Here is a 19264-nt window from a genome sequence, read left to right on the forward strand (position 1 = left end):
GTGCGTTCGGCTGCGAAGCAGTCGCAAAATCAAACGCCGCGGTCATTCAGATCAACCGTGGGGAATAGATTGACGACTGCTGCGCAGTCGAACGCAGGCTTCGCCAGCTGCTACAGGTCAGTGTGAAGCGACTTCCAGAGAGTGGACCTTCGTGGCCAGCGTTCGCCACCAATAGATCAACGCCACAGCATTGATGCCTGCGCCCAGCAGGCATACGCCGAACCACCCGGCCCACGCGTACATCGCCGTCGAACCGATTGACCCCAAGGCGCTGCCAATTGAATAGAACAGCATGTAGCCGGCGGTGAGTCGGCTTTGGGCTTCGGGGCGCACGCTGTAGATCATGCTCTGGCTGGTGACGTGCACGGCCTGCAAACCCAGATCCAGGGTAATCACGCCAAGCAGCAATGCCCACAATGAGGACTGGGTGAAGGCGATCGGCAGCCAGGAAACCAGCATCAACAAGAGTGACAAACCGCTGGTCCATTGTCCCAGGCCACGATCAGCCAGATGCCCGGCGCGAGCGGCGGCCAGTGCACCGGCGGCACCTGCCAGTCCGAATAATCCGATTTGTGTGTGGGACAACGACAGCGGCGGGGCGCTCAGCGGTAGCACCATGGGCGTCCACAACACCATGGCACTGGCGAAGGTCAGTAGCGCGAGCACCGCCCGCTGGCGCAGCACCGGTTCTTCCTTGAACAGCGTGAATACCGAGCCCAGTAAGGCGCCGTAGGAACTGGCGGGTTGTGCATCTTCATGTTTGGGCAACACACGAAACAGCAGCAACGCCATCACCAGCGTCAAACCCGCGGACAACAGATAAATCGAACGCCAACCGGCGAGGTCAGCCATGCCGCCGGCCACTGTCCGGGCGAGCAGAATACCGACGACGATGCCGCTGGTGACCACTCCGACCACACGCCCTCGCTGTTCCGGGATGGCCAATGTCGCGGCGTAGGCCACCAATACTTGGGTCACGACAGCCAATAACCCGGTCAATGTCATGCCGATCAGCAGCCAGATGTTGTCAGGTGCCAGTGCGATCATGAGCAAGGCCAGCGCCGACAGCACAGTTTGCGTAACGATCAGACGCCGACGATTGAGCAAGTCACCCAGCGGCACCAGTAACACCAGGCCTGCGCCGTAACCGACTTGCGTCAGCGTGACGACGATGCCGATGGTTGCGGGGTCCATGGCGAAGTCCTCGGCCATGGCATCGAGCAGCGGTTGTGCGTAGTAAACATTGCCGACGGCCAGGCCGCAGGCGATGGCAAACAGCAGCACCACGGCGCCGCTCAATGGATGATCAGATTTCATGACGGGCTTCCTTGTGTGGTTTCAAAGTGAAACCAGTTGTACGGTAAGGAAGCTGGTTTTATATTGCAACTACATTTGATGGATGTGAGCGCGCTCATGGCTAAACGTACAAGCATGGAAAACGCCGAATGCCCGGTTGCCCGTTCCCTGGATGCCATTGGTGATTGGTGGTCGTTGCTGATCGTGCGCGATGCATTTGACGGCATACGCCGGTTCGGGGAGTTTCAGCGCAATTTGGGCATGGCCAAGAATATTTTGTCTGCGCGGCTGCGCACCCTGGTGGCCCACGGCATTTTTGACCTGGTGCCGGCATCGGACGGCAGTGCGTATCAGGAATATGTGCTGACCGAAAAGGGCAAAGGCCTGTTCCCGTTGATCATCGGACTGCGCCAGTGGGGCGAGGCGTTTTTCTATGAGGCTGGGGAGGCGCACTCGCGGGTTGTTGACAGAGAGAACGGCCGACCGGTGCAGACGCTGGAATTACGTGCCGAGGATGGGCGCTTGCTGGGACCTGAGGATTGTGTGCGGATCGCTGCCGAGTGAGGCATGGCTGCATGCCGGGCATGCAGCCATCGAGCGTGATCAGCGCAAGGTATCAACCATGTCAGCCACGGTAGTCAGCACATCCTTGCCCAACTGCTTCGAGCGTTTGCCAGACCAGCCGGTCAGCGCATTCGGCGCATCGTTGTTGTCCTTGAAGGGCATTTCGAGGGTCAGCGACAGGCAGTCGAATTTCTCGCCGACGCTGTTGCACGCCAGGGTCATGTTGGCTTTGCCCGGTTCGTCGCGGGTGTAGCCGTGCTTGGTCTGGAAGTCCTTGGTCAGGTGCTTCAGATGACTGCGGAAATGCTCTTCGAGTTTTTCGATTCGTGGCGTGTAGCCCGGGTTGCCTTCGCAACCGGCAGTGAACACGAAGGGGATTTCTTCATCGCCATGGATGTCGAGGAACAGGTCCACGCCGTACTTTTCCATCTGCTGCTGAACGAACAGCACTTCCGGGCTGAGTTCCTGGCTGGCGCTCTGCCAGGCGCGGTTCAGGTCCTGGCCCATGGCGTTGGTGCGCAGGTGACCGTGGAAAGCGCCGTCCGGGTTCATGTTCGGAACCAGGTACAGATCGGCGCTGGTCAGCAGTTTGTTCAATACCGGATCGTCGTGTTTTTCCAAGCGTTCGATCACGCCTTCCATGAACCATTCGGCCATGTGTTCACCTGGATGTTGCTGGGCGATGAGCCAGACCTTGCGTTGACCTTCGGCGCCCGTGCCTTTACGCAGCAGCTGTATATCCCGACCTTCGACGCTCTTGCCGGTGGCCAGCAGTTCGGTGCCGGCCTTGGTCAGCGCTTGCTCGATCAACCAGTCATGGCGACCGCGGCTGTAGGGTTCGAAGTAAGCAAACCAGGCGTGGGTGGCGGTGGCTTCAAGGCTGAAGCGTAGGCAGTCACCTTCGAAAATGGTCGGCACCCGGAACCAGTTGACGTGGTCGTAGGACGCCACCGCCTGATAACCATCCCAGGCTTTGTTGTAGGAGGACTTGCTGGCATTGTTCAGACGAAACCAGTGTTCCTGACCGACGTGCAGACCGCTGGCCTTGAAGTGGAACCATTGAAAGTGCTGGCTGCGGGTGTCTGGCTTGATGGCCAGCAAAGCTTGCAACGGATTGCTGATGTCCAGCACTTCAATGTTGCCACTGTCGAAGTTGGCACTGATGTCGAAAGAGGATTTAGCCACGGTCATAGTCGATTCCTGAATATGATTTTTATGGCTGCTACTTTACACGCTGGGAAGGGAAAAACCGGGGGAAATTCTGGGCTGAAGCGGGGGGCGTCCTCCTTGACGCCGACGCAGCTTAGAGACTGTGCGATTGATTCTCAAGCGCTATTTTTGATTAGTTTGGGCCAATGATGCCGGGCTTCTCTTGCCAACGGATATTCTTTTGATATCATCCGCGCCATTCGAATTTGCAGCACCTAAAGACTTCATTAGCCTGAAGGTAAAGCCAGAATAACTGGCAAAAAAAAGACCCGGCAAAAAGCCGGGTCAAAAACCGTGATTAGCCTGATGAGGAGATAGTCCAGGAGACCGACCTAAGGTCACTTGGACAATCGACTGATCTCGCGACCAGCTGCATGCAATAATAATCATTCTCGTTTGCAAGTCAAATGTTTTTATCTGCGCGATTGGAAAATTCTTTCCCGTCCTCCTCGCAAGTACCCGTGTCTCACCCGTTCTGATCGCCCTCCAGGGATCGATCCACCATCGCCCTGGCCATGTCGATCATGTGTACCGCCGAAAACGCCAGGTCCCGACTTGCGCCCTGCAAATTGCTGGCTGACTCGTACGCGATGGCGGCGGCACAACGTAGCAAATCCGTGGCATGGACCAGCGCCTCTTCACAGCTGATGTTGCGGTTTACGTCAAAGAAACGTTCTTCGACCACTTCCTCTGAAACAGCTGGTTTCAAGTAATAGTCCAGCGCTCGTTGCGCGGCGGCAGAGCCTTTGGGCGAGGTGAGGGTGGTGTCGATTTGCATGTCTGGCAGGTCGTTGCAGGGGATGGACATGGCGATGGCAAACTCCGTGATAGATTCAGATCCGTGAACCAATCCTAGTACGTACTGTATTTATGACGAGAGATTAAATACTACAATTTGTGTTTTGATGGCCGGAGGCGCCCACGTATCGTGCCGCACATGGATAAATGGATTGAATTGGTCAAGGCCAAGATGAGTGAACTCAAAGTCACTCAAGACGAACTCGCAGATCGCCTCGGGATGTCCCAGGGCGGCGTCGGCCACTGGCTGAACAAACGCCGCGACCCTGGCGTCGTCAACATGAACCGTGTGTTGAAGGCGCTGGGCATGGACTTTCTTGAAGTGGCGCTGGTGATCCGCGAACCACTCATCTTGGAAGAGGAGGAGATGCCTCTGGCGCTGAAGTACAACCCGTACTTCCGCTACCCGGTCAGTGACTGGAAGGAGCCGGCGCAGCTGCGCGATGGTGAGCTGACGGTGTATCGCAAGGAGGAACGCTTCGAGCTGACCGACTACCACGCCCAGGGCCCGGCCTTCTGGCTGAGTGTGGTGGGCGATGCGATGACTGCGCCCACGGGTATCAGCATTGCCGAGGGCATGATGATCCTGGTGGACCCGGCCATCGTGCCGGAACCCGGAAAACTGGTAATCGCCCAGTGGCCGGACAGCGCCGAGGCGACCTTTCGCAAGCTGATCGAAGAGGGCGGGCAGCGTTACCTGGTCCCGCTCAATCCGACGTATCCGAAAGCCCTTTACACCGAAGAGTGCCGAATTATCGGCGTGGTGGTTCAGGCGACAGCCAGGTTCTAGTCAGATCGGTCCTCGCAAGGAGTAGGACCGATCTTCACTTCATGCTTCTTCAAACTCGACCAATGCACTGCCTTCACTGACCATCTCGCCTTCCTGGCAATACAGCGCCTTGATCACCCCGGCGTGTGGTGCACGAATGCTGTGCTCCATCTTCATCGCCTCCAGCACCACCAACTGCGCCCCGGCTTCGACCGTTTGCCCGGCTTCCACCAATACGCGCACGATGCTGCCATTCATGGGCGCGGTCAGCCCGCCGTGATGGCTGTGGCTGGCTTCGACGGCACTGATCGGGTCGTAGGACTCGATGCGGCGCAATTCACCTTCCCATTGCAGATACACAACGTCGCCCCGGCGGATTGCCCGATGCTGGCGGCGCAGGCCGTTGTGCTCGGTCAGCAGTTGCTCGCCCTTGAGTTGAGCGGTGTGGGCATCAGCGTCACCCAACGTCAGCGCTCGATCCTGTCCTTCACAACTCAAGTGCAGGGTGATTTCTGTCGGCAGTCCGGCACGGAAACCATTGCTGTTGGCCCAAGGCGAAACCGGGTCATCGGCACGGGTCGTATTCGGCTGACTTTGGGCAAACGACTGGGCGGCGGCTTGCCAGAATTCGTCACTGAGGTCCGAGGCGACTGGCAGCAGTTCTTCCTGATAACGCGGAATGAACCCAGTATCCAGTTCGGCCGCAGCAAACGCCGGATGGCCGACGATCCGGCGCAGGAAGTTGATGTTGGTCTTGAGCCCGCCAATGGCGAACTCATCGAGCATGCTCAGCAGCCGCAGTCGCGCCTGTTCACGATCCTCGCCCCAGGCAATCAGTTTGCCGAGCATCGGGTCGTAGAACGGTGAAATTTCATCGCCTTCTTCGACGCCACTGTCCACCCGCCGTCCCGGACCTTGCGCGGATTCACGATACAGCTCCAGTCGACCGGTCGCTGGCAGGAAATCATTGCCCGGGTCTTCGGCATACAACCGCACTTCGATGGCATGGCCGATCAGCGGAACCTCGGCCTGAGTCATCGGCAGCGCTTCGCCACGGGCCACACGAATCTGCCAGGCCACCAGATCGAGGCCGGTGATGGCTTCGGTGACCGGGTGCTCGACCTGCAGGCGCGTGTTCATCTCCATAAAGAAGAACTCACCGCGAGAATCCAGCAGAAACTCCACGGTGCCGGCGCCCACGTAACCGATGGCCTGTGCTGAACGCACGGCGGCCTCACCCATGGCGCGACGCAGTTCCGGGCTCAAGCCTGGAGCGGGTGCTTCTTCAACGACTTTTTGGTGCCGGCGCTGGATCGAGCAATCACGTTCGTTGAGGTACAGGCAGTTGCCATGCTGGTCGGCGAAAACCTGGATTTCCACATGGCGCGGTTTGAGCAAGTACTTCTCCACCAGCATCCGCGAATCGCCAAACGAGGATTTCGCTTCGCGCTGGGCCGACGCCAAGGCTTCGGCCAACTGGCTGACATCCTCGACCACTTTCATGCCTTTGCCGCCACCGCCCGCGGTGGCCTTGAGCAGCACTGGATAACCGATGCGTTCGCAGGCATCGCGGAAGGTGTCGAGGTCCTGCGCTTCGCCGTGATAGCCGGGCACCAGCGGCACGCCGGCGGTTTCCATCAAGGCTTTGGCGGCGGATTTGCTGCCCATCGCGTCGATGGCCGAGGCGGGCGGGCCGAGGAAAATCAGGCCGGCTTCTTCAATCGCACGGGCGAACCCGGCGTTCTCGGAAAGAAAGCCATAACCCGGATGAATCGCCTGAGCGCCGCTGGCCTTGGCGGCGGCGATCAGTTTGTCGATTTGCAGGTAACTGTCGGCGGCTTTGCTGCCACCGAGATCGACGCGGATATCCGCTTCGCGGCTGTGTCGGGCTTCACGGTCAGTGGCGCTATGAACGGCCACGGTGGTCAGGCCCAGGGCTTTGGCGGTGCGCATCACCCGGCAAGCGATTTCGCCGCGGTTGGCCACCAGCAGGGTGGTGAGAACAGGTGCGCTCATCAACGCGGCTCCTTGGTGGTGGTTTCGGCTTGCCAGCTCGGCGGACGTTTTTGCAGAAAGGCCCGCAAGCCTTCCTGACCTTCGGGGCTGACGCGGATGCGGGCGATGGCGTTTTCGGTGTAGCGGCGTAGTGCCGGAGTCAGCGCGCCGTGGCCGACTTCGCGCAGCAAGTCCTTGCTGGCGCGCATGGCGGCCGGGCTGTTGAGCAACAGGTTGTCGATCCACTGATCGACTTTTTGCTCCAGCTCAGCGATCGGATAACTCTCCGACAACAAGCCGATTTCCCGCGCTCGTTGTCCGCCGAAACGCTCGGCGGTCAGCGCGTAGCGTCGTGCCGCACGTTCGCCGATGGCTTGCACCACGAACGGACTGATCACCGCCGGGGCCAGGCCGATGCGCACTTCCGACAGGCAGAACTGCGCGTCATCGGCGCCAACCGCCATGTCGCAGCAACTGATCAGGCCCAACGCACCACCGAATGCAGCGCCTTGCACCACCGCCAGCGTCGGGACTTTCAGCTTGGCGAGGTTGTACATCAACTCCGCCAGTTCCCGGGCGTCGTCGAGGTTGGTGTGGTAATCGAGTTCGGCCGATTGCTGCATCCAGGCCAGGTCTGCGCCGGCGCTGAAATGCTTGCCGCGTCCGCGCACCAGCAGAAACCGCAGGCTGGTGTCGCTCGACACTTTATCCAGCGCGAGGATCAGTTCGCGGATCATTTCGGCGTTGAACGCGTTGTTCTTTTCTTCACGGCTGAGCCACAGGGTCGCAAAACCACGCGGGTCGGTCAGCAGTTCGAGGGTGTTGAAGTCGTTCATGATTTTCTCCCGATCACATCCGGAACACGCCGAAGCGGCTCTGTTCGACAGGCGCATTCAGCGACGCCGACAAGGCCAGGGCCAATACATCGCGGGTTTGCGCCGGGTCGATGACGCCGTCGTCCCACAACCGGGCGCTGGAGTAGTAGGGATGACCCTGTTCTTCATACTGGTCGAGGATCGGTTGCTTGATTTCGGCTTCCTGCTCGGCACTGAAGCTGTGACCACTGCGTTCGGCCTGTTCGCGTTTCACCTGCACCAAAACACCCGCGGCCTGCTCGGCGCCCATCACGCCGATGCGTGCGTTCGGCCACATCCACAGGAAGCGTGGATCGTAAGCCCGCCCACACATGCCGTAGTTACCGGCACCGAAACTGCCGCCGATGATCACGGTAAATTTCGGCACCTTGGCGCACGCCACGGCGGTCACCAGTTTGGCGCCGTGCTTGGCAATGCCGCCGGCCTCGTATTTCTGGCCGACCATGAAACCGGTGATGTTTTGCAGGAACAGCAGCGGGATGCCGCGCTGACAAGCCAGTTCGATGAAGTGCGCGCCTTTCTGCGCGGCTTCGGCGAAGAGGATGCCGTTGTTGGCGAGGATCGCGATCGGGTAACCGTGCAAGTGGGCAAAGCCGCACACCAAGGTCGTCCCGAACAACGCTTTGAATTCATCGAACACCGAACCGTCCACCAACCGCGCGATCACTTCGCGCACGTCGAACGGCTGCTTGGCATCCGCCGACACCACGCCGTACAACTCGTCGCTGTTGTAGAGCGGTGCGATGGGCGTGCGCTGTTGCACTTCGCCGAGCTTGCGCCAGTTGAGGTTGGCGATGCTGCGCCGCGCAATGGCCAAGGCGTGTTCGTCGCTCTCGGCGTAATGGTCGGCCACCCCGGAAATCTTGCAGTGCACATCGGCCCCGCCGAGGTCTTCGGCGCTGACCACTTCACCGGTCGCGGCTTTCACCAGCGGCGGGCCGGCGAGGAAAATGGTTGCCTGTTCGCGCACCATGATCGCTTCGTCGGCCATGGCCGGCACGTACGCGCCACCGGCGGTGCAGGAACCCATGACCACCGCGATTTGCGGGATGCCCATAGCGCTCATGTTGGCCTGGTTGAAGAAGATCCGTCCGAAGTGCTCGCGGTCCGGGAACACTTCATCCTGACGTGGCAGGTTGGCGCCGCCAGAGTCCACCAGATAGATGCACGGCAATCGGTTCTGCTGAGCGATGGTCTGCGCGCGCAGGTGTTTTTTCACGGTCAGCGGGTAATACGAGCCACCTTTTACGGTGGCGTCGTTGGCGACGATCATGCATTCGACGCCTTCCACACGGCCGATCCCGGCAATCACGCCAGCGGCCGGAACGTCTTCGCCATACACCTCGTAGGCCGCCAATTGGCTGATCTCGAGAAACGGCGAACCCGGATCGAGCAGACGATTGATCCGTTCACGAGGCAGCAGTTTACCCCGCGAGGTGTGGCGCTCTTGCGCCTTCGGGCCGCCACCTTGCTGCACTTTAGCGAGCAGGGTGTGCAGGTCGTCGACCTGTTTGAGCATCGCCGCGCTGTTGGCCGCGAACTCCGCCGAACGGGGGTTGAGCTGGGTATGCAGGATAGCCATGGACAGCTCCGTTTAGCGGGTTTCGTTGAACAGTTCGCGACCGATCAGCATGCGACGGATCTCACTGGTGCCGGCGCCGATTTCGTACAGCTTGGCGTCACGCAGCAGACGACCGGCCGGGAATTCGTTGATGTAGCCGTTTCCACCGAGAATCTGTATCGCGTCGAGAGCCATTCGGGTCGCGCATTCGGCGCTGTAAAGGATCACCCCGGCGGCATCCTTGCGGGCGGTTTCGCCGCGCTCGCACGCTTGCGCTACCGCATAGAGGTAGGCGCGGCTGGCGTTGAGTTGGGTGTACATGTCGGCGACCTTGCCCTGGATCAGCTGGAATTCGCCGATGCTTTGGCCGAACTGCTTGCGGTCGTGGATGTACGGCACGATCAAGTCCATGCAGGCCTGCATGATCCCGGTCGGGCCGCCGGACAGGACAACGCGTTCGTAATCGAGACCGCTCATCAGCACCTTCACGCCGCCGTTGAGCACGCCGAGGATGTTTTCTTCCGGTACTTCGACGTCATCGAAGAACAGCTCGCAAGTGTTAGAACCGCGCATGCCGAGCTTGTCGAATTTGTTGCTGCGGCTGAAGCCCTTGGAATCACGTTCCACGATGAACGCGGTGATGCCGTGGGGGCCTTTTTCAAGGTCAGTCTTGGCGTAGATCACATAGGTGTTGGCGTCCGGGCCGTTGGTGATCCAGGTCTTGCTGCCGTTGAGGACGTAGTGATCGCCGCGTTTGTCGGCGCGCAGTTTCATCGACACCACGTCAGAACCGGCATTCGGTTCACTCATGGCCAGGGCGCCGATGTGCTCGCCGCTGATCAGCTTCGGCAGGTATTTGGTTTTCTGTTCGTGATTGCCGTTGCGGTTGATCTGGTTGACGCAGAGGTTGGAGTGCGCGCCGTAGGACAGGGCGACCGACGCCGAGCCACGGCTGATTTCTTCCATGATCACCACGTGCGCCAGGTAACCCAGGCCCGCGCCGCCGTATTCTTCCGGGACGGTTACGCCCAGCAGGCCCATGTCGCCGAATTTACGCCACAGGTCAGCGGGGAACAGGTTGTCGATGTCGATCTGAGCGGCGCGTGGTGCGATCTCTTTGGCGACGAAGGACTGAACCTGATCGCGCAGCATGTCGATGGTTTCACCGAGGGCAAAGTTCAGGGATGGGTAGCTCATGGGTCACCTTTTGGCTTTTTTGTAGGGTAGGGAGGGCCGTGATTTGGCTCTCACCTTTACGTTAACGTAAGCCTGTGACGAATGGCTGTCAATCACCCTTTACGTTAACGTCAACTTGAGCGAGAGTAGAGCCAGTTCTGAATGATCGGGGCTAGCCATATGCCTCGTTCCAACAACCCACTAATAAAGACAATAGGGGTCGTCATGGATCAACCCAGTGCAAGCCCGCAGCGCAGCTATACCCGTGGTTCCCAGGACAAAGCCTTGCTGGCGATGACCATCGGCCAGGCGTTCGATAACACCGTTGCGCAGTACCCGACCGGGGAGGCGCTGGTCGTGCGCCATCAACAGTTGCGCTACACCTGGCAGCAACTGGCCGAAGCCGTGGACCTGCACGCCAGAGCACTGTTGGCGCTGGGTTTGCAGACTGGTGATCGTCTCGGCATTTGGGCACCGAACTGCGCCCAATGGTGTATCAGCCAGTTCGCCAGCGCGAAAATCGGCGTGATTCTGGTCAACATCAACCCGGCCTACCGCAGCTCCGAACTCGAATATGTGTTGAAGCAATCCGGTTGCCAATGGCTGGTCTGCGCCGGTGCCTTCAAGACCTCCGACTATCACGGGATGCTGCAAGGCCTCGTTCCCGAGCTGGCTGAGCAATCCATCGGAAAATTGCAGAGCGAACGACTGCCGGAGCTGCGCGGTGTCATCAGCCTTGATGCTTCACCTCCATCGGGTTTCCTGCCGTGGTCGCAATTGACCGATCTCGCGGGGAGCGTGTCAGCGGAGCAGTTGAGTGAACGTCAGGACAGCCTGCATTTCGATCAGGCGGTGAACATCCAGTACACCTCCGGCACCACCGGTTTCCCGAAGGGCGCGACCCTCAGTCACTACAACATTCTCAACAACGGTTACATGGTAGGCGAAAGCCTTGGCCTGACCGCGAGTGATCGTCTGGTCATCCCGGTGCCGCTGTATCACTGCTTCGGCATGGTCATGGGCAACCTCGGTTGCATGACCCACGGCAGCACCATGATTTACCCCAGCGATGCGTTCGATCCACTGCTGACCCTGACCACCGTCGCCGAAGAAAAGGCCACCGCGCTCTACGGCGTGCCAACCATGTTCATCGCCATGCTCGATCAGCCCAAGCGTGCTGAATTCGATCTGTCGAGCCTGCGCACCGGGATCATGGCCGGGGCGACCTGTCCGATCGAAGTGATGCGCCGGGTCATCAGTGAAATGCACATGAGCGAAGTGCAGATTGCCTACGGCATGACGGAAACAAGTCCGGTGTCGTTGCAGACCGGTCCGTCAGATGAACTGGAATTGCGCGTCACCACCGTCGGTCGCACTCAGCCGCAACTGGAAAGCAAGATCATCGACGAGGCGGGTAACCTGGTGCCGCGCGGCACTATCGGTGAGCTGTGCACCCGTGGCTACAGCGTGATGCTTGGTTACTGGAACAATCCGCAAGGCACCGCCGAAGCCATCGACCAGGCAGGCTGGATGCACACCGGTGATCTGGCGAGCATGAACGACGAAGGCTACGTATGCATTGCCGGACGTAACAAGGACATGATCATCCGCGGCGGTGAGAATATTTACCCGCGGGAGTTGGAAGAGTTCTTCTTTACCCATCCGGCGGTCGCGGATGTGCAAGTGATCGGGATTCCGTGCTCGCGGTATGGCGAAGAGATTGTCGCCTGGATCAAATTCCATCCGGGCCACAGCGCCACCGAGCAGGAGCTGCAAGCCTGGTGCAAGGAACGCATCGCGCACTTCAAGACACCGCGTTACTTTAAGTTCGTTGAAGAGTTTCCGATGACCGTAACCGGGAAGATCCAGAAGTTTCGGATGCGCGAGATCAGTATCGAGGAGTTGAAGACCCATAACATCTGACGAAAATCCCATGTGGGAGCGAACTCGCTCCCACATGGGGTGGCGCTGCAAATTACAAACGCCAGAAAGCACAAAGGGGAGCCGAAGCTCCCCTTTAATTTTTTCGTTGCGCGTGCTCTTTTTTTATTATTGAGGGGCGGTCTGTTGTTGTTTTTGGAAACCGTGACCCTTTACCGCTGTTTTTGTCGATCCCCATCCGGGATCAAGAGCAAACGTATTTTTTTGAGCGCTGATCTACTTTTTCGCTAAGCGATCCAACCAGTTCGGGAGCTACCTGGAGGTAGTTTTATTGTTCTCTGCCCGGTTGCGGGTTACTCCGAAAAGCACCCTGAAAAGCACATCCTCTCCAAAAAAATCTGTTAGCTGCGTCTCTGCCGTGTTGTTTTTGTTATGTCAGAGTCGTTACGTCTTATTTTTATTAGGTTTGCCGCTTTTTTTGTTCTTGTTATGCAGTAGAGATAGCAGAAGCCGTGCCAACTTTTAAAAACCCTTTAAAATCAACATCTTAAGATTTTGTCGGATTTTTCGTTCAGTCAAAACCCGACAATTTGTTTCCGTGTTACTCGCTTGCGCCCCACGTTTCAGACGCAGCGGTAACACCCGGACGCCTCACCGTGCGCTACGAGCCTTGGCCACGCGCGAACCGGTCGGTCGCCCCAGCACCGTGCAAATCTGCTGACCGGCCAGAATCAATGCGTCCAGGTCGATACCGGTCTCGATACCCAGGCCATTGAGCAGGTAAACCACGTCTTCAGTGGCGACGTTACCGCTGGCGCCCTTGGCGTATGGGCAGCCGCCGAGGCCGGCGATGGAGCTGTCGAACACCGAGATGCCTTCCAGCAGGCTGGCGTAGATGTTGGCCATGGCCTGGCCATAAGTGTCGTGGAAGTGCCCGGCCAGTTTTTCACGTGGCACATCGGCCGACACCACCTCGAACATCTTGCGGGTCGCGCCCGCGGTGCCGGTGCCGATGGTGTCGCCCAGGGAAACTTCATAGCAGCCCATCGCATAGAGCTCGCGAGCGACCCGAGCGACTTGCTCCGGTGCGACGTTACCTTCGTAAGGGCAGCCCAGCACACAGGACACGTAACCACGCACGCTGACCCCGTGTTGCCTGGCGGCGTCCATGATCGGAACGAAACGCTCCAGGCTTTCGCTGATCGAGCAATTGATGTTGCGTTGGGAAAACGATTCCGACGCGGCGGCGAACACCGCGACTTCCTTGACCCCGGCTGCAATGGCGTCTTCAAATCCGCGCAGGTTGGGGGCGAGTGCACCATAAGTCACGCCAGGCTTACGCTGGATCTGCGCGAAGACGTCGGCGGAACCGGCCATTTGCGGTACCCATTTGGGTGAAACGAAACTGCCGACTTCTATATAGCCAAGACCGGCAGCGGTCAGCGCGTCGACCAGTTGCACCTTGTCCGCAACGCTGATGGGTTGGGCTTCGTTTTGCAGGCCGTCGCGTGGGCCGACTTCGACCAGGCGTACGTGAGTGGGTAGGGACATGGGATGCGTCCTGTGCTGATTGTCTAAATGCTCAGAGAACCCTGTGGGAGCGAGCTTGCTCGCGATAGCGTCAGGTCAGTCGACATCCGTGTTGAATGGGCTACCGCCATCGCGAGCAAGCTCGCTCCCACAGGGGATTGTGTTGGCCTACTGAACCACTTGCTGACTTTTTATTGTTTGTTCCAGCGCCTGGGTGCAACGCTCCTGCGCGGTGTCCAGTTCCAGCTTCATCTGTTCGATGTCGAGCATTTGCTGCTCGAGCTGTTCACGACGTTCGGCAATTTTGGTCAGCATGGTTTGCAACTGTTTCTGATTGCCGCCGGAGGGGTCGTAGAGTTCGATCAGCTCGCGGCATTCGGCCAGGGAGAAACCAATGCGCTTGCCCCGCAGGATCAGCTTGAGGCTGACCTTGTCACGGGGCGAGTAGATGCGTTCCTGGCCGCGTCGCTCGGGGCTGAGCAGGCCTTGCTCTTCGTAAAAGCGAATGGCCCGGGTGGTGATGTCGAGCTCGCGGGCGAGGTCGGAAATGCTATAGGTCTGGCTGCTCATGGAAGCGCTCGAAAAAGGTCATGGCGCTAAGCTAATGGCAGGTTGACGTTTACGTCAAGCATCGCGCCCTGATCCTTCGTCTATCAGGTGTTTCCTACACCTTATCGAGCTTCTTCTCATGTGCCGTCACCTGCTGGCACAACTCGATCATCTGCTCACGCATCCAGCGGTTGGCCGGGTCCTGATCAGTGCTTTCGTGCCAATAGAGGTGGGTTTCTACCGGCGGCACATCGTTGACCGGCAGGTTTACCGAGTACAAATCATGGCGACGGGCAAAGCGTTCCGGCACGGTCATCACCATGTCGGTCTGCTGCAACACTTGCGAAGCCATCAAGTAGTGCTGGGAACGCAGGGCGATCTTGCGCTGGATGCCCATCTTGCCCAGGGCCAGGTCGACATGGCCCAGACCGCTGCGGCGGCTGGAGATATGGATGTGGGTCAGCGACAGATAATCATCGAGGGTAAATTTCTCTTTGCCGGCCAGCGGATGGCCCTTGCGCATGGCGCACACGTAACGGTCTTCCATCAACTTGACGTGGCGCACTTGCGGGTCGGTGTTGAGCGGTGCATCGACAGCGAAATCAAGACGCCCGGCCGCCAGCTCCTTGGTGGTTTCGCGGCGCTTGGACAGAAAGCTTTCAATGATCACCGTCGGCGCCAGGCGACGCAGGCGCTGGAACAGTGGTGGCAGGATCACTGCTTCGGTGAGGTCGGTCATGCTGATGCGGTAGGTCTTGACCGCCTGCAACGGGTTGAAAATCCGGCTTTCCTGCACCGACACCCGCAGCAAGGAGAGGGCGTTACGCACCGGCCCGATAATGTTCTGCGCCATGGGCGTCGGGACCATGCCCTGAGCGGTACGCACGAACAACGGGTCATTGAAGGTCTCGCGCAGACGGGCCAGAGCGTTCGAGACCGCCGGTTGAGTAATGCCGACAATCTGCCCGGCGCGGGTCAGGTTGGCTTCGGTGTAGATCGCGTCGAAGACGATGAAAAGGTTGAGGTCGACCTTGCTCAGATTCATTGCGCTGCACTCTTATTGTTGGGCTCTCGATCAGCCGATCATATATCGGTGATGAATGTTAATACACGCCGAGAATAGGCTAGGTAAATTTTCGTAGCTGTTCTAGCATCGATTGCATGACCTGAACAACTCCTCTAAACCCTCAGTTAAAAGGTAGAGCTGCCCATGGATTTCGCTTATTCGCCCAAGGTGCAAGAACTGCGTGAGCGCGTGACCGCGTTCATGGACACCTACGTTTATCCCGCCGAAGCGGTGTTCGAGCGCCAGGTCGCCGAGGGCGATCGCTGGCAGCCGACCGCAATCATGGAGGAGCTCAAACTCAAGGCCAAGGCTGAAGGTTTGTGGAATTTGTTTCTGCCTGAGTCCGAACTCGGCGCCGGCCTGACCAACCTCGAATACGCGCCATTGGCCGAAATCATGGGCCGTTCGCTGCTGGGCCCCGAGCCGTTCAACTGCTCGGCGCCAGACACCGGCAACATGGAAGTGCTGGTGCGTTACGCCAATGAAGAACAGAAACAGCGCTGGCTCGAGCCGCTGCTGCGCGGCGAGATCCGCTCGGCGTTCGCCATGACCGAACCGGATGTGGCTTCTTCCGACGCCACCAACATGGCCGCCCGCGCCGTGCGTGATGGCGACGAGTGGGTGATCAACGGCAAAAAATGGTGGACCTCAGGCGCTTGCGATCCACGCTGCAAGATTCTGATCTTCATGGGCCTGAGCGATCCTGACGCGCCGCGTCATGCGCAGCACTCGATGATTCTGGTGCCGGTGGATACCCCGGGCGTGAAAATCGTTCGTCCGCTGCCAGTGTTCGGTTACGACGATGCACCTCACGGCCATGCCGAAGTGCTGTTCGAAAACGTCCGCGTGCCATACGAAAACGTCCTGTTGGGCGAAGGACGCGGCTTTGAAATCGCTCAGGGTCGCCTTGGCCCGGGTCGGATTCACCACTGCATGCGTTCAATCGGCATGGCCGAACGTGCATTGGAACTGATGTGCAAACGGGCGGTAACCCGTACTGCGTTCGGTAAACCTTTGGCACGTCTGGGCGGCAACATCGACAAGATTGCCGATTCGCGGATGGAAATCGACATGGCGCGTCTGCTGACATTAAAAGCGGCGTACATGATGGACACCGTCGGTAACAAGATTGCGAAGAGCGAAATCGCTCAGATCAAGGTTGTCGCACCGAACGTGGCCTTGCGGGTGATCGACCGGGCGATCCAGATCCATGGCGGGGCAGGGGTGTCCAACGATTTCCCATTGGCCTACATGTATGCGATGCAGCGCACCCTGCGCCTGGCCGACGGCCCGGACGAAGTGCACCGCGCTGCGATCGGCAAGTTCGAGATCGGCAAGTACGTGCCTAAAGAGATGATGCGCAACAGTCACTAATAATGTGGGAGCGAGCTTGCTCGCGATAGCGGACGGACATTCAAAATTAATTTTGACTGTTAAACCGCTTTCGCGAGCAAGCTCGCTCCCACAGGTTCGGTTCGTCAGTCGACCATTGGCAACCCGTAGAATGCTCGCGCACACGCCGTGCTGTGAGCCGCCAGATCTTCCTCGCTCTCCCCGCGATGCAATGCCACTTCCCGCAGCACTTCGGTCAGATACGCCGGTTCGTTGCGACCATTCTTCGGCTTGGGTCGCAGACTGCGCGGCAACAGATATGGCGCATCGCTCTCCAGCATTAGCCGTCCCTGTTTGATCTCTTTCACCAGTGGATGCAGGTGCGTGCCCCGGCGCTCGTCGCAGATCCAGCCGGTGATACCGATGTGCAAATCCAGATCGAGGTAACTGAACAGCGCCTTCTTTTCGCCTGTGAAGCAATGCACCACGGCGGCCGGCAACTGGTCACGGTAATCGCGAAGGATCTCCAGCAAGCGCTGACTGGCATCGCGCTCGTGGAGGAACACCGGCATTTGCAGCTCGACCGCCAACTCCAAGTGCTTTTCCAGGACTTTTTCCTGCTGCGGGCGCGGCGAGAAATCACGATTGAAATCCAGCCCGCATTCACCCACCGCCACGACGTTCGGCTCCTTGAGCAAACTACGCAGACGCTGGGCGCTGTCGGCGTTCCAGTCGCTGGCGCAGTGGGGATGAAGGCCGGCGGTGGCGAACAGCCGTTGAGCCGTTTCGTCCAGTTGCCGGCACAGTTCCAGCGCCTGTTCGCTGCCCTCGACACTGGTGCCGGTAAGCACCAGTTGGCAGACCCCGGCAGCGTAGGCGCGGTCGAGTATAGCCTGGTGTTTGTCGGCAAAACTGGGGTTGGTCAGGTTGACGCCGATATCGATGAGTTGCATGGTGCTACCTCGGACCAAAGGCCGGAAAGCATATCAGAGCTGTAGATTTATAAGAAAAGCCAAGAACTACAACGAGTTAAAGCTGTCTCTTGATGCCGCGAGACAGGTCAGGGTGGCTAGCGTGCCATCACTGTGCCAGTCTTTCGCACTTTGCCAGCGCTCAAGGCGCTCTGTTTCTGTCGTTCGATTTCATGAAAATTCTTGAAATCGGCCCAGTATTCTTTCTGGAGAGTGGATGATACGTCCCTCGGTTTTGCTACTGCTGTGTTGTTCGTTGCTGCTGCCGATGCCGGCGGTTGCACGTCTGGCCGGGCCGCTGCAAGCCGTGCCTTCGACCAAAGCGCGCGACCTGGCGGAAATCCGCAGCAGTCGTGTGTTGCGGGTGCTGGTCAACCAGAGCCGCAACAGCTCCGGCGAAGTTCAGGGTCAGGCCATCGGTGTTGAATACCACCGCTTGCGTGCCTTCGAGCAGTACCTCAACGGTCACGCCCGTGACGGTCAGGAAATCACCCTCAAGATCATTCCCAAGGGCAAGGATCAACTGATCGGCGCTTTGCAGCGCGGCGAGGGTGATCTGGTCGCACCGGGGGAACTGCTGGACCTGCAACCGGGCCACGCGGTCAGCACCAGTGAACCGATTGCCAGCAACATCCCGTTGATATTGGTCGGGATCAAAGGCGAGCGACGTTACACCCGTCTCGAACAACTCTCTGGCAAAACCCTGGCGTTGCCCACCGGCAGTGCCGCCGGGGACGCGGTCAGTCAGATCAATCAAAAGCTCGCGCTGCTTAAACTGCCACCGGTGATCATCGAGTGGGTCGATCCCAGTCTGGCGGTCGAGGATGTGCTGGAGATGGTCCAGGGCGGAATCTTTCACCTGACGATCGTCGAACAACCCATTGCCGAGCGTTGGGGCAAGATTCTGCCCAAATTGCGTTTCGATCGGCAGGTGCTCATCAGTGAGCCGGGCGAAGAATTCTGGTTCGTGCGCCGCGACGCCTCAATGTTGCGCGCGAGCATTGATCGCTTCCTGACCGGTTACAAGAAACCATCGGATCAGGATGCCGCGTTCCTGCGGATCTATCGACGTCTGTATCAAGTGCACTATCCATTGGCCAAGGCTGATCGGCAGCGCCTCGAGAAACTTCGACCGGTGCTGCAGAAACACGCCGAAGCCCAAGGCATGGACTGGTTGAACCTGGCGGCACTGGCGTTCAAGGAATCGGCCCTGCAACCCAATGCCCGCAGTGGCAGCGGCCCTACCGGCCTGATGCAGATCACCCCGTCCGCCGCCCAGCGGGTGGGGGTCAACAACATTCAGAATCTCGACGCCAATGTGCAGGCCGGGGCCAAGTACCTGGCAATGATTCGTCGCAAGTTCTTTGCCAGCCCCAAACTCAACGAGCGCGAGCGCATGGCATTCGTGCTGGCGGCCTACAACATGGGGCCGGAGCGGGTTCAGGGCATGCGTGCCGAGGCTCGTCGGCGCGGTTTGAATCCCAATCAGTGGTTCTTCCAGGTCGAACGCATCGCCATGGAGCAGGTGGGAATGGGCGCCGTCAGCTATGTTAATAGCGTGAACAAGTATTACCTGGCGTTCGATCGGGAGCGGGAGTCGTTGGAGCCCCAGGGGCAGAAAGTTGCCTCACGGAAATAATCGAATAAACTGATTGTTATGGCGCATTAATTGCGCTTTTAACATGATATTTA

16 protein-coding genes are annotated in these 19264 nt (G+C 58.9%); 5 read left to right on the plus strand and 11 right to left on the minus strand.

Annotated elements, in window-relative coordinates:
• Positions 1-117: 117 nt before the first annotated feature.
• Entirely contained in the window at positions 118-1317 is a 1200-nt protein-coding gene (locus ACMXYI_RS16515) for an MFS transporter (RefSeq protein ID WP_415768151.1), read from the minus strand.
• Positions 1318-1413: 96 nt separating this feature from the next.
• Between ACMXYI_RS16515 and ACMXYI_RS16520 the strand changes: the two genes are divergently transcribed.
• Positions 1414-1860, plus strand: coding sequence for a winged helix-turn-helix transcriptional regulator (locus ACMXYI_RS16520; RefSeq protein WP_123366482.1), 447 nt, complete (start codon positions 1414-1416; stop codon positions 1858-1860).
• A gap of 39 nt (positions 1861-1899) precedes the next feature.
• On the opposite strand, the gene ACMXYI_RS16525 is transcribed toward ACMXYI_RS16520, so the two are convergent.
• Positions 1900-3051, minus strand: a complete 1152-nt coding sequence (locus ACMXYI_RS16525; RefSeq protein WP_415768152.1) for a M14 family metallopeptidase — start codon at positions 3049-3051, stop codon at positions 1900-1902.
• A 484-nt stretch (positions 3052-3535) separates the two neighbouring features.
• A complete protein-coding gene (locus ACMXYI_RS16530; RefSeq protein WP_415768153.1) occupies positions 3536-3877 on the minus strand; it encodes a DUF6124 family protein in 342 nt (113 codons plus the stop codon).
• Positions 3878-4006: 129 nt separating this feature from the next.
• Between ACMXYI_RS16530 and ACMXYI_RS16535 the strand changes: the two genes are divergently transcribed.
• Positions 4007-4657 carry a LexA family protein gene (locus ACMXYI_RS16535; RefSeq protein ID WP_033057227.1) on the plus strand — a complete coding sequence of 217 codons (651 nt, stop codon included), beginning with the start codon at positions 4007-4009 and terminating at the stop codon, positions 4655-4657.
• Between the two features lie 39 nt (positions 4658-4696).
• Here the strand turns inward: ACMXYI_RS16535 and ACMXYI_RS16540 are convergent, their stop codons facing one another.
• Genes ACMXYI_RS16540 through ACMXYI_RS16555 form a run of 4 tightly spaced genes read right to left on the minus strand, consistent with a single transcriptional unit; the run spans position 4697 to position 10264 of the window.
• Entirely contained in the window at positions 4697-6652 is a 1956-nt protein-coding gene (locus ACMXYI_RS16540) for an acetyl/propionyl/methylcrotonyl-CoA carboxylase subunit alpha (protein WP_415768154.1), read from the minus strand.
• Positions 6652-7467, minus strand: coding sequence for a gamma-carboxygeranoyl-CoA hydratase (locus ACMXYI_RS16545; RefSeq protein WP_415768155.1), 816 nt, complete (start codon positions 7465-7467; stop codon positions 6652-6654). The genes ACMXYI_RS16540 and ACMXYI_RS16545 overlap by 1 nt, the downstream gene beginning before the upstream one ends.
• A 13-nt stretch (positions 7468-7480) precedes the next feature.
• Entirely contained in the window at positions 7481-9088 is a 1608-nt protein-coding gene (locus ACMXYI_RS16550; RefSeq protein ID WP_150656352.1) for a carboxyl transferase domain-containing protein, read from the minus strand.
• Positions 9089-9100: 12 nt separating this feature from the next.
• Positions 9101-10264, minus strand: a complete 1164-nt coding sequence (locus ACMXYI_RS16555) for an isovaleryl-CoA dehydrogenase (RefSeq protein ID WP_046047545.1) — start codon at positions 10262-10264, stop codon at positions 9101-9103.
• Positions 10265-10468: 204 nt separating this feature from the next.
• On the opposite strand from ACMXYI_RS16555, the gene ACMXYI_RS16560 reads away from it, so the two are divergent.
• A complete protein-coding gene (locus tag ACMXYI_RS16560; protein ID WP_415768156.1) occupies positions 10469-12166 on the plus strand; it encodes an AMP-binding protein in 1698 nt (565 codons plus the stop codon).
• A 609-nt stretch (positions 12167-12775) separates the two neighbouring features.
• Here the strand turns inward: ACMXYI_RS16560 and ACMXYI_RS16565 are convergent.
• The 3 genes from ACMXYI_RS16565 to ACMXYI_RS16575 all read right to left on the minus strand — a co-directional run bounded on the left by ACMXYI_RS16565 (position 12776) and on the right by ACMXYI_RS16575 (position 15248).
• Positions 12776-13675 carry a hydroxymethylglutaryl-CoA lyase gene (locus tag ACMXYI_RS16565; protein ID WP_415768157.1) on the minus strand — a complete coding sequence of 300 codons (900 nt, stop codon included), beginning with the start codon at positions 13673-13675 and terminating at the stop codon, positions 12776-12778.
• A gap of 147 nt (positions 13676-13822) precedes the next feature.
• On the minus strand, positions 13823-14224 hold the full coding sequence (locus tag ACMXYI_RS16570; RefSeq protein ID WP_415768158.1) for a MerR family transcriptional regulator: 402 nt from the start codon (positions 14222-14224) through the stop codon (positions 13823-13825).
• 94 nt (positions 14225-14318) lie between these two features.
• On the minus strand, positions 14319-15248 hold the full coding sequence (locus ACMXYI_RS16575; RefSeq protein ID WP_008148497.1) for a LysR family transcriptional regulator: 930 nt from the start codon (positions 15246-15248) through the stop codon (positions 14319-14321).
• 165 nt (positions 15249-15413) lie between these two features.
• On the opposite strand from ACMXYI_RS16575, the gene ACMXYI_RS16580 reads away from it, so the two are divergent.
• Positions 15414-16643 carry an acyl-CoA dehydrogenase gene (locus tag ACMXYI_RS16580; protein WP_415768159.1) on the plus strand — a complete coding sequence of 410 codons (1230 nt, stop codon included), beginning with the start codon at positions 15414-15416 and terminating at the stop codon, positions 16641-16643.
• A 104-nt stretch (positions 16644-16747) separates the two neighbouring features.
• Here the strand turns inward: ACMXYI_RS16580 and ACMXYI_RS16585 are convergent, their stop codons facing one another.
• Positions 16748-17554 carry a TatD family hydrolase gene (locus ACMXYI_RS16585; RefSeq protein WP_415768160.1) on the minus strand — a complete coding sequence of 269 codons (807 nt, stop codon included), beginning with the start codon at positions 17552-17554 and terminating at the stop codon, positions 16748-16750.
• A 235-nt stretch (positions 17555-17789) separates the two neighbouring features.
• Between ACMXYI_RS16585 and ACMXYI_RS16590 the strand changes: the two genes are divergently transcribed.
• Positions 17790-19211 (plus strand): transglycosylase SLT domain-containing protein, encoded by a 1422-nt coding sequence (locus ACMXYI_RS16590; RefSeq protein WP_415768161.1) that lies wholly within the window; start codon positions 17790-17792, stop codon positions 19209-19211.
• Positions 19212-19264: the final 53 nt, after the last annotated feature.

The organism is Pseudomonas lyxosi (genome assembly GCF_047758685.1).
Classification (GTDB): domain Bacteria; phylum Pseudomonadota; class Gammaproteobacteria; order Pseudomonadales; family Pseudomonadaceae; genus Aquipseudomonas; species Aquipseudomonas lyxosi.

What these genes read in the sequence shown, in the direction of transcription:
- ACMXYI_RS16515 (WP_415768151.1), bottom strand. Translation starts at nt 1,317, where the DNA reads ATGAAATCTGATCATCCATTGAGCGGCGCCGTGGTGCTGCTGTTTGCC.
- ACMXYI_RS16520 (WP_123366482.1), top strand. Translation starts at nt 1,414, where the DNA reads ATGGCTAAACGTACAAGCATGGAAAACGCCGAATGCCCGGTTGCCCGT.
- ACMXYI_RS16525 (WP_415768152.1), bottom strand. Translation starts at nt 3,051, where the DNA reads ATGACCGTGGCTAAATCCTCTTTCGACATCAGTGCCAACTTCGACAGT.
- ACMXYI_RS16530 (WP_415768153.1), bottom strand. Translation starts at nt 3,877, where the DNA reads ATGTCCATCCCCTGCAACGACCTGCCAGACATGCAAATCGACACCACC.
- ACMXYI_RS16535 (WP_033057227.1), top strand. Translation starts at nt 4,007, where the DNA reads ATGGATAAATGGATTGAATTGGTCAAGGCCAAGATGAGTGAACTCAAA.
- ACMXYI_RS16540 (WP_415768154.1), bottom strand. Translation starts at nt 6,652, where the DNA reads ATGAGCGCACCTGTTCTCACCACCCTGCTGGTGGCCAACCGCGGCGAA.
- ACMXYI_RS16545 (WP_415768155.1), bottom strand. Translation starts at nt 7,467, where the DNA reads ATGAACGACTTCAACACCCTCGAACTGCTGACCGACCCGCGTGGTTTT.
- ACMXYI_RS16550 (WP_150656352.1), bottom strand. Translation starts at nt 9,088, where the DNA reads ATGGCTATCCTGCATACCCAGCTCAACCCCCGTTCGGCGGAGTTCGCG.
- ACMXYI_RS16555 (WP_046047545.1), bottom strand. Translation starts at nt 10,264, where the DNA reads ATGAGCTACCCATCCCTGAACTTTGCCCTCGGTGAAACCATCGACATG.
- ACMXYI_RS16560 (WP_415768156.1), top strand. Translation starts at nt 10,469, where the DNA reads ATGGATCAACCCAGTGCAAGCCCGCAGCGCAGCTATACCCGTGGTTCC.
- ACMXYI_RS16565 (WP_415768157.1), bottom strand. Translation starts at nt 13,675, where the DNA reads ATGTCCCTACCCACTCACGTACGCCTGGTCGAAGTCGGCCCACGCGAC.
- ACMXYI_RS16570 (WP_415768158.1), bottom strand. Translation starts at nt 14,224, where the DNA reads ATGAGCAGCCAGACCTATAGCATTTCCGACCTCGCCCGCGAGCTCGAC.
- ACMXYI_RS16575 (WP_008148497.1), bottom strand. Translation starts at nt 15,248, where the DNA reads ATGAATCTGAGCAAGGTCGACCTCAACCTTTTCATCGTCTTCGACGCG.
- ACMXYI_RS16580 (WP_415768159.1), top strand. Translation starts at nt 15,414, where the DNA reads ATGGATTTCGCTTATTCGCCCAAGGTGCAAGAACTGCGTGAGCGCGTG.
- ACMXYI_RS16585 (WP_415768160.1), bottom strand. Translation starts at nt 17,554, where the DNA reads ATGCAACTCATCGATATCGGCGTCAACCTGACCAACCCCAGTTTTGCC.
- ACMXYI_RS16590 (WP_415768161.1), top strand. Translation starts at nt 17,790, where the DNA reads ATGATACGTCCCTCGGTTTTGCTACTGCTGTGTTGTTCGTTGCTGCTG.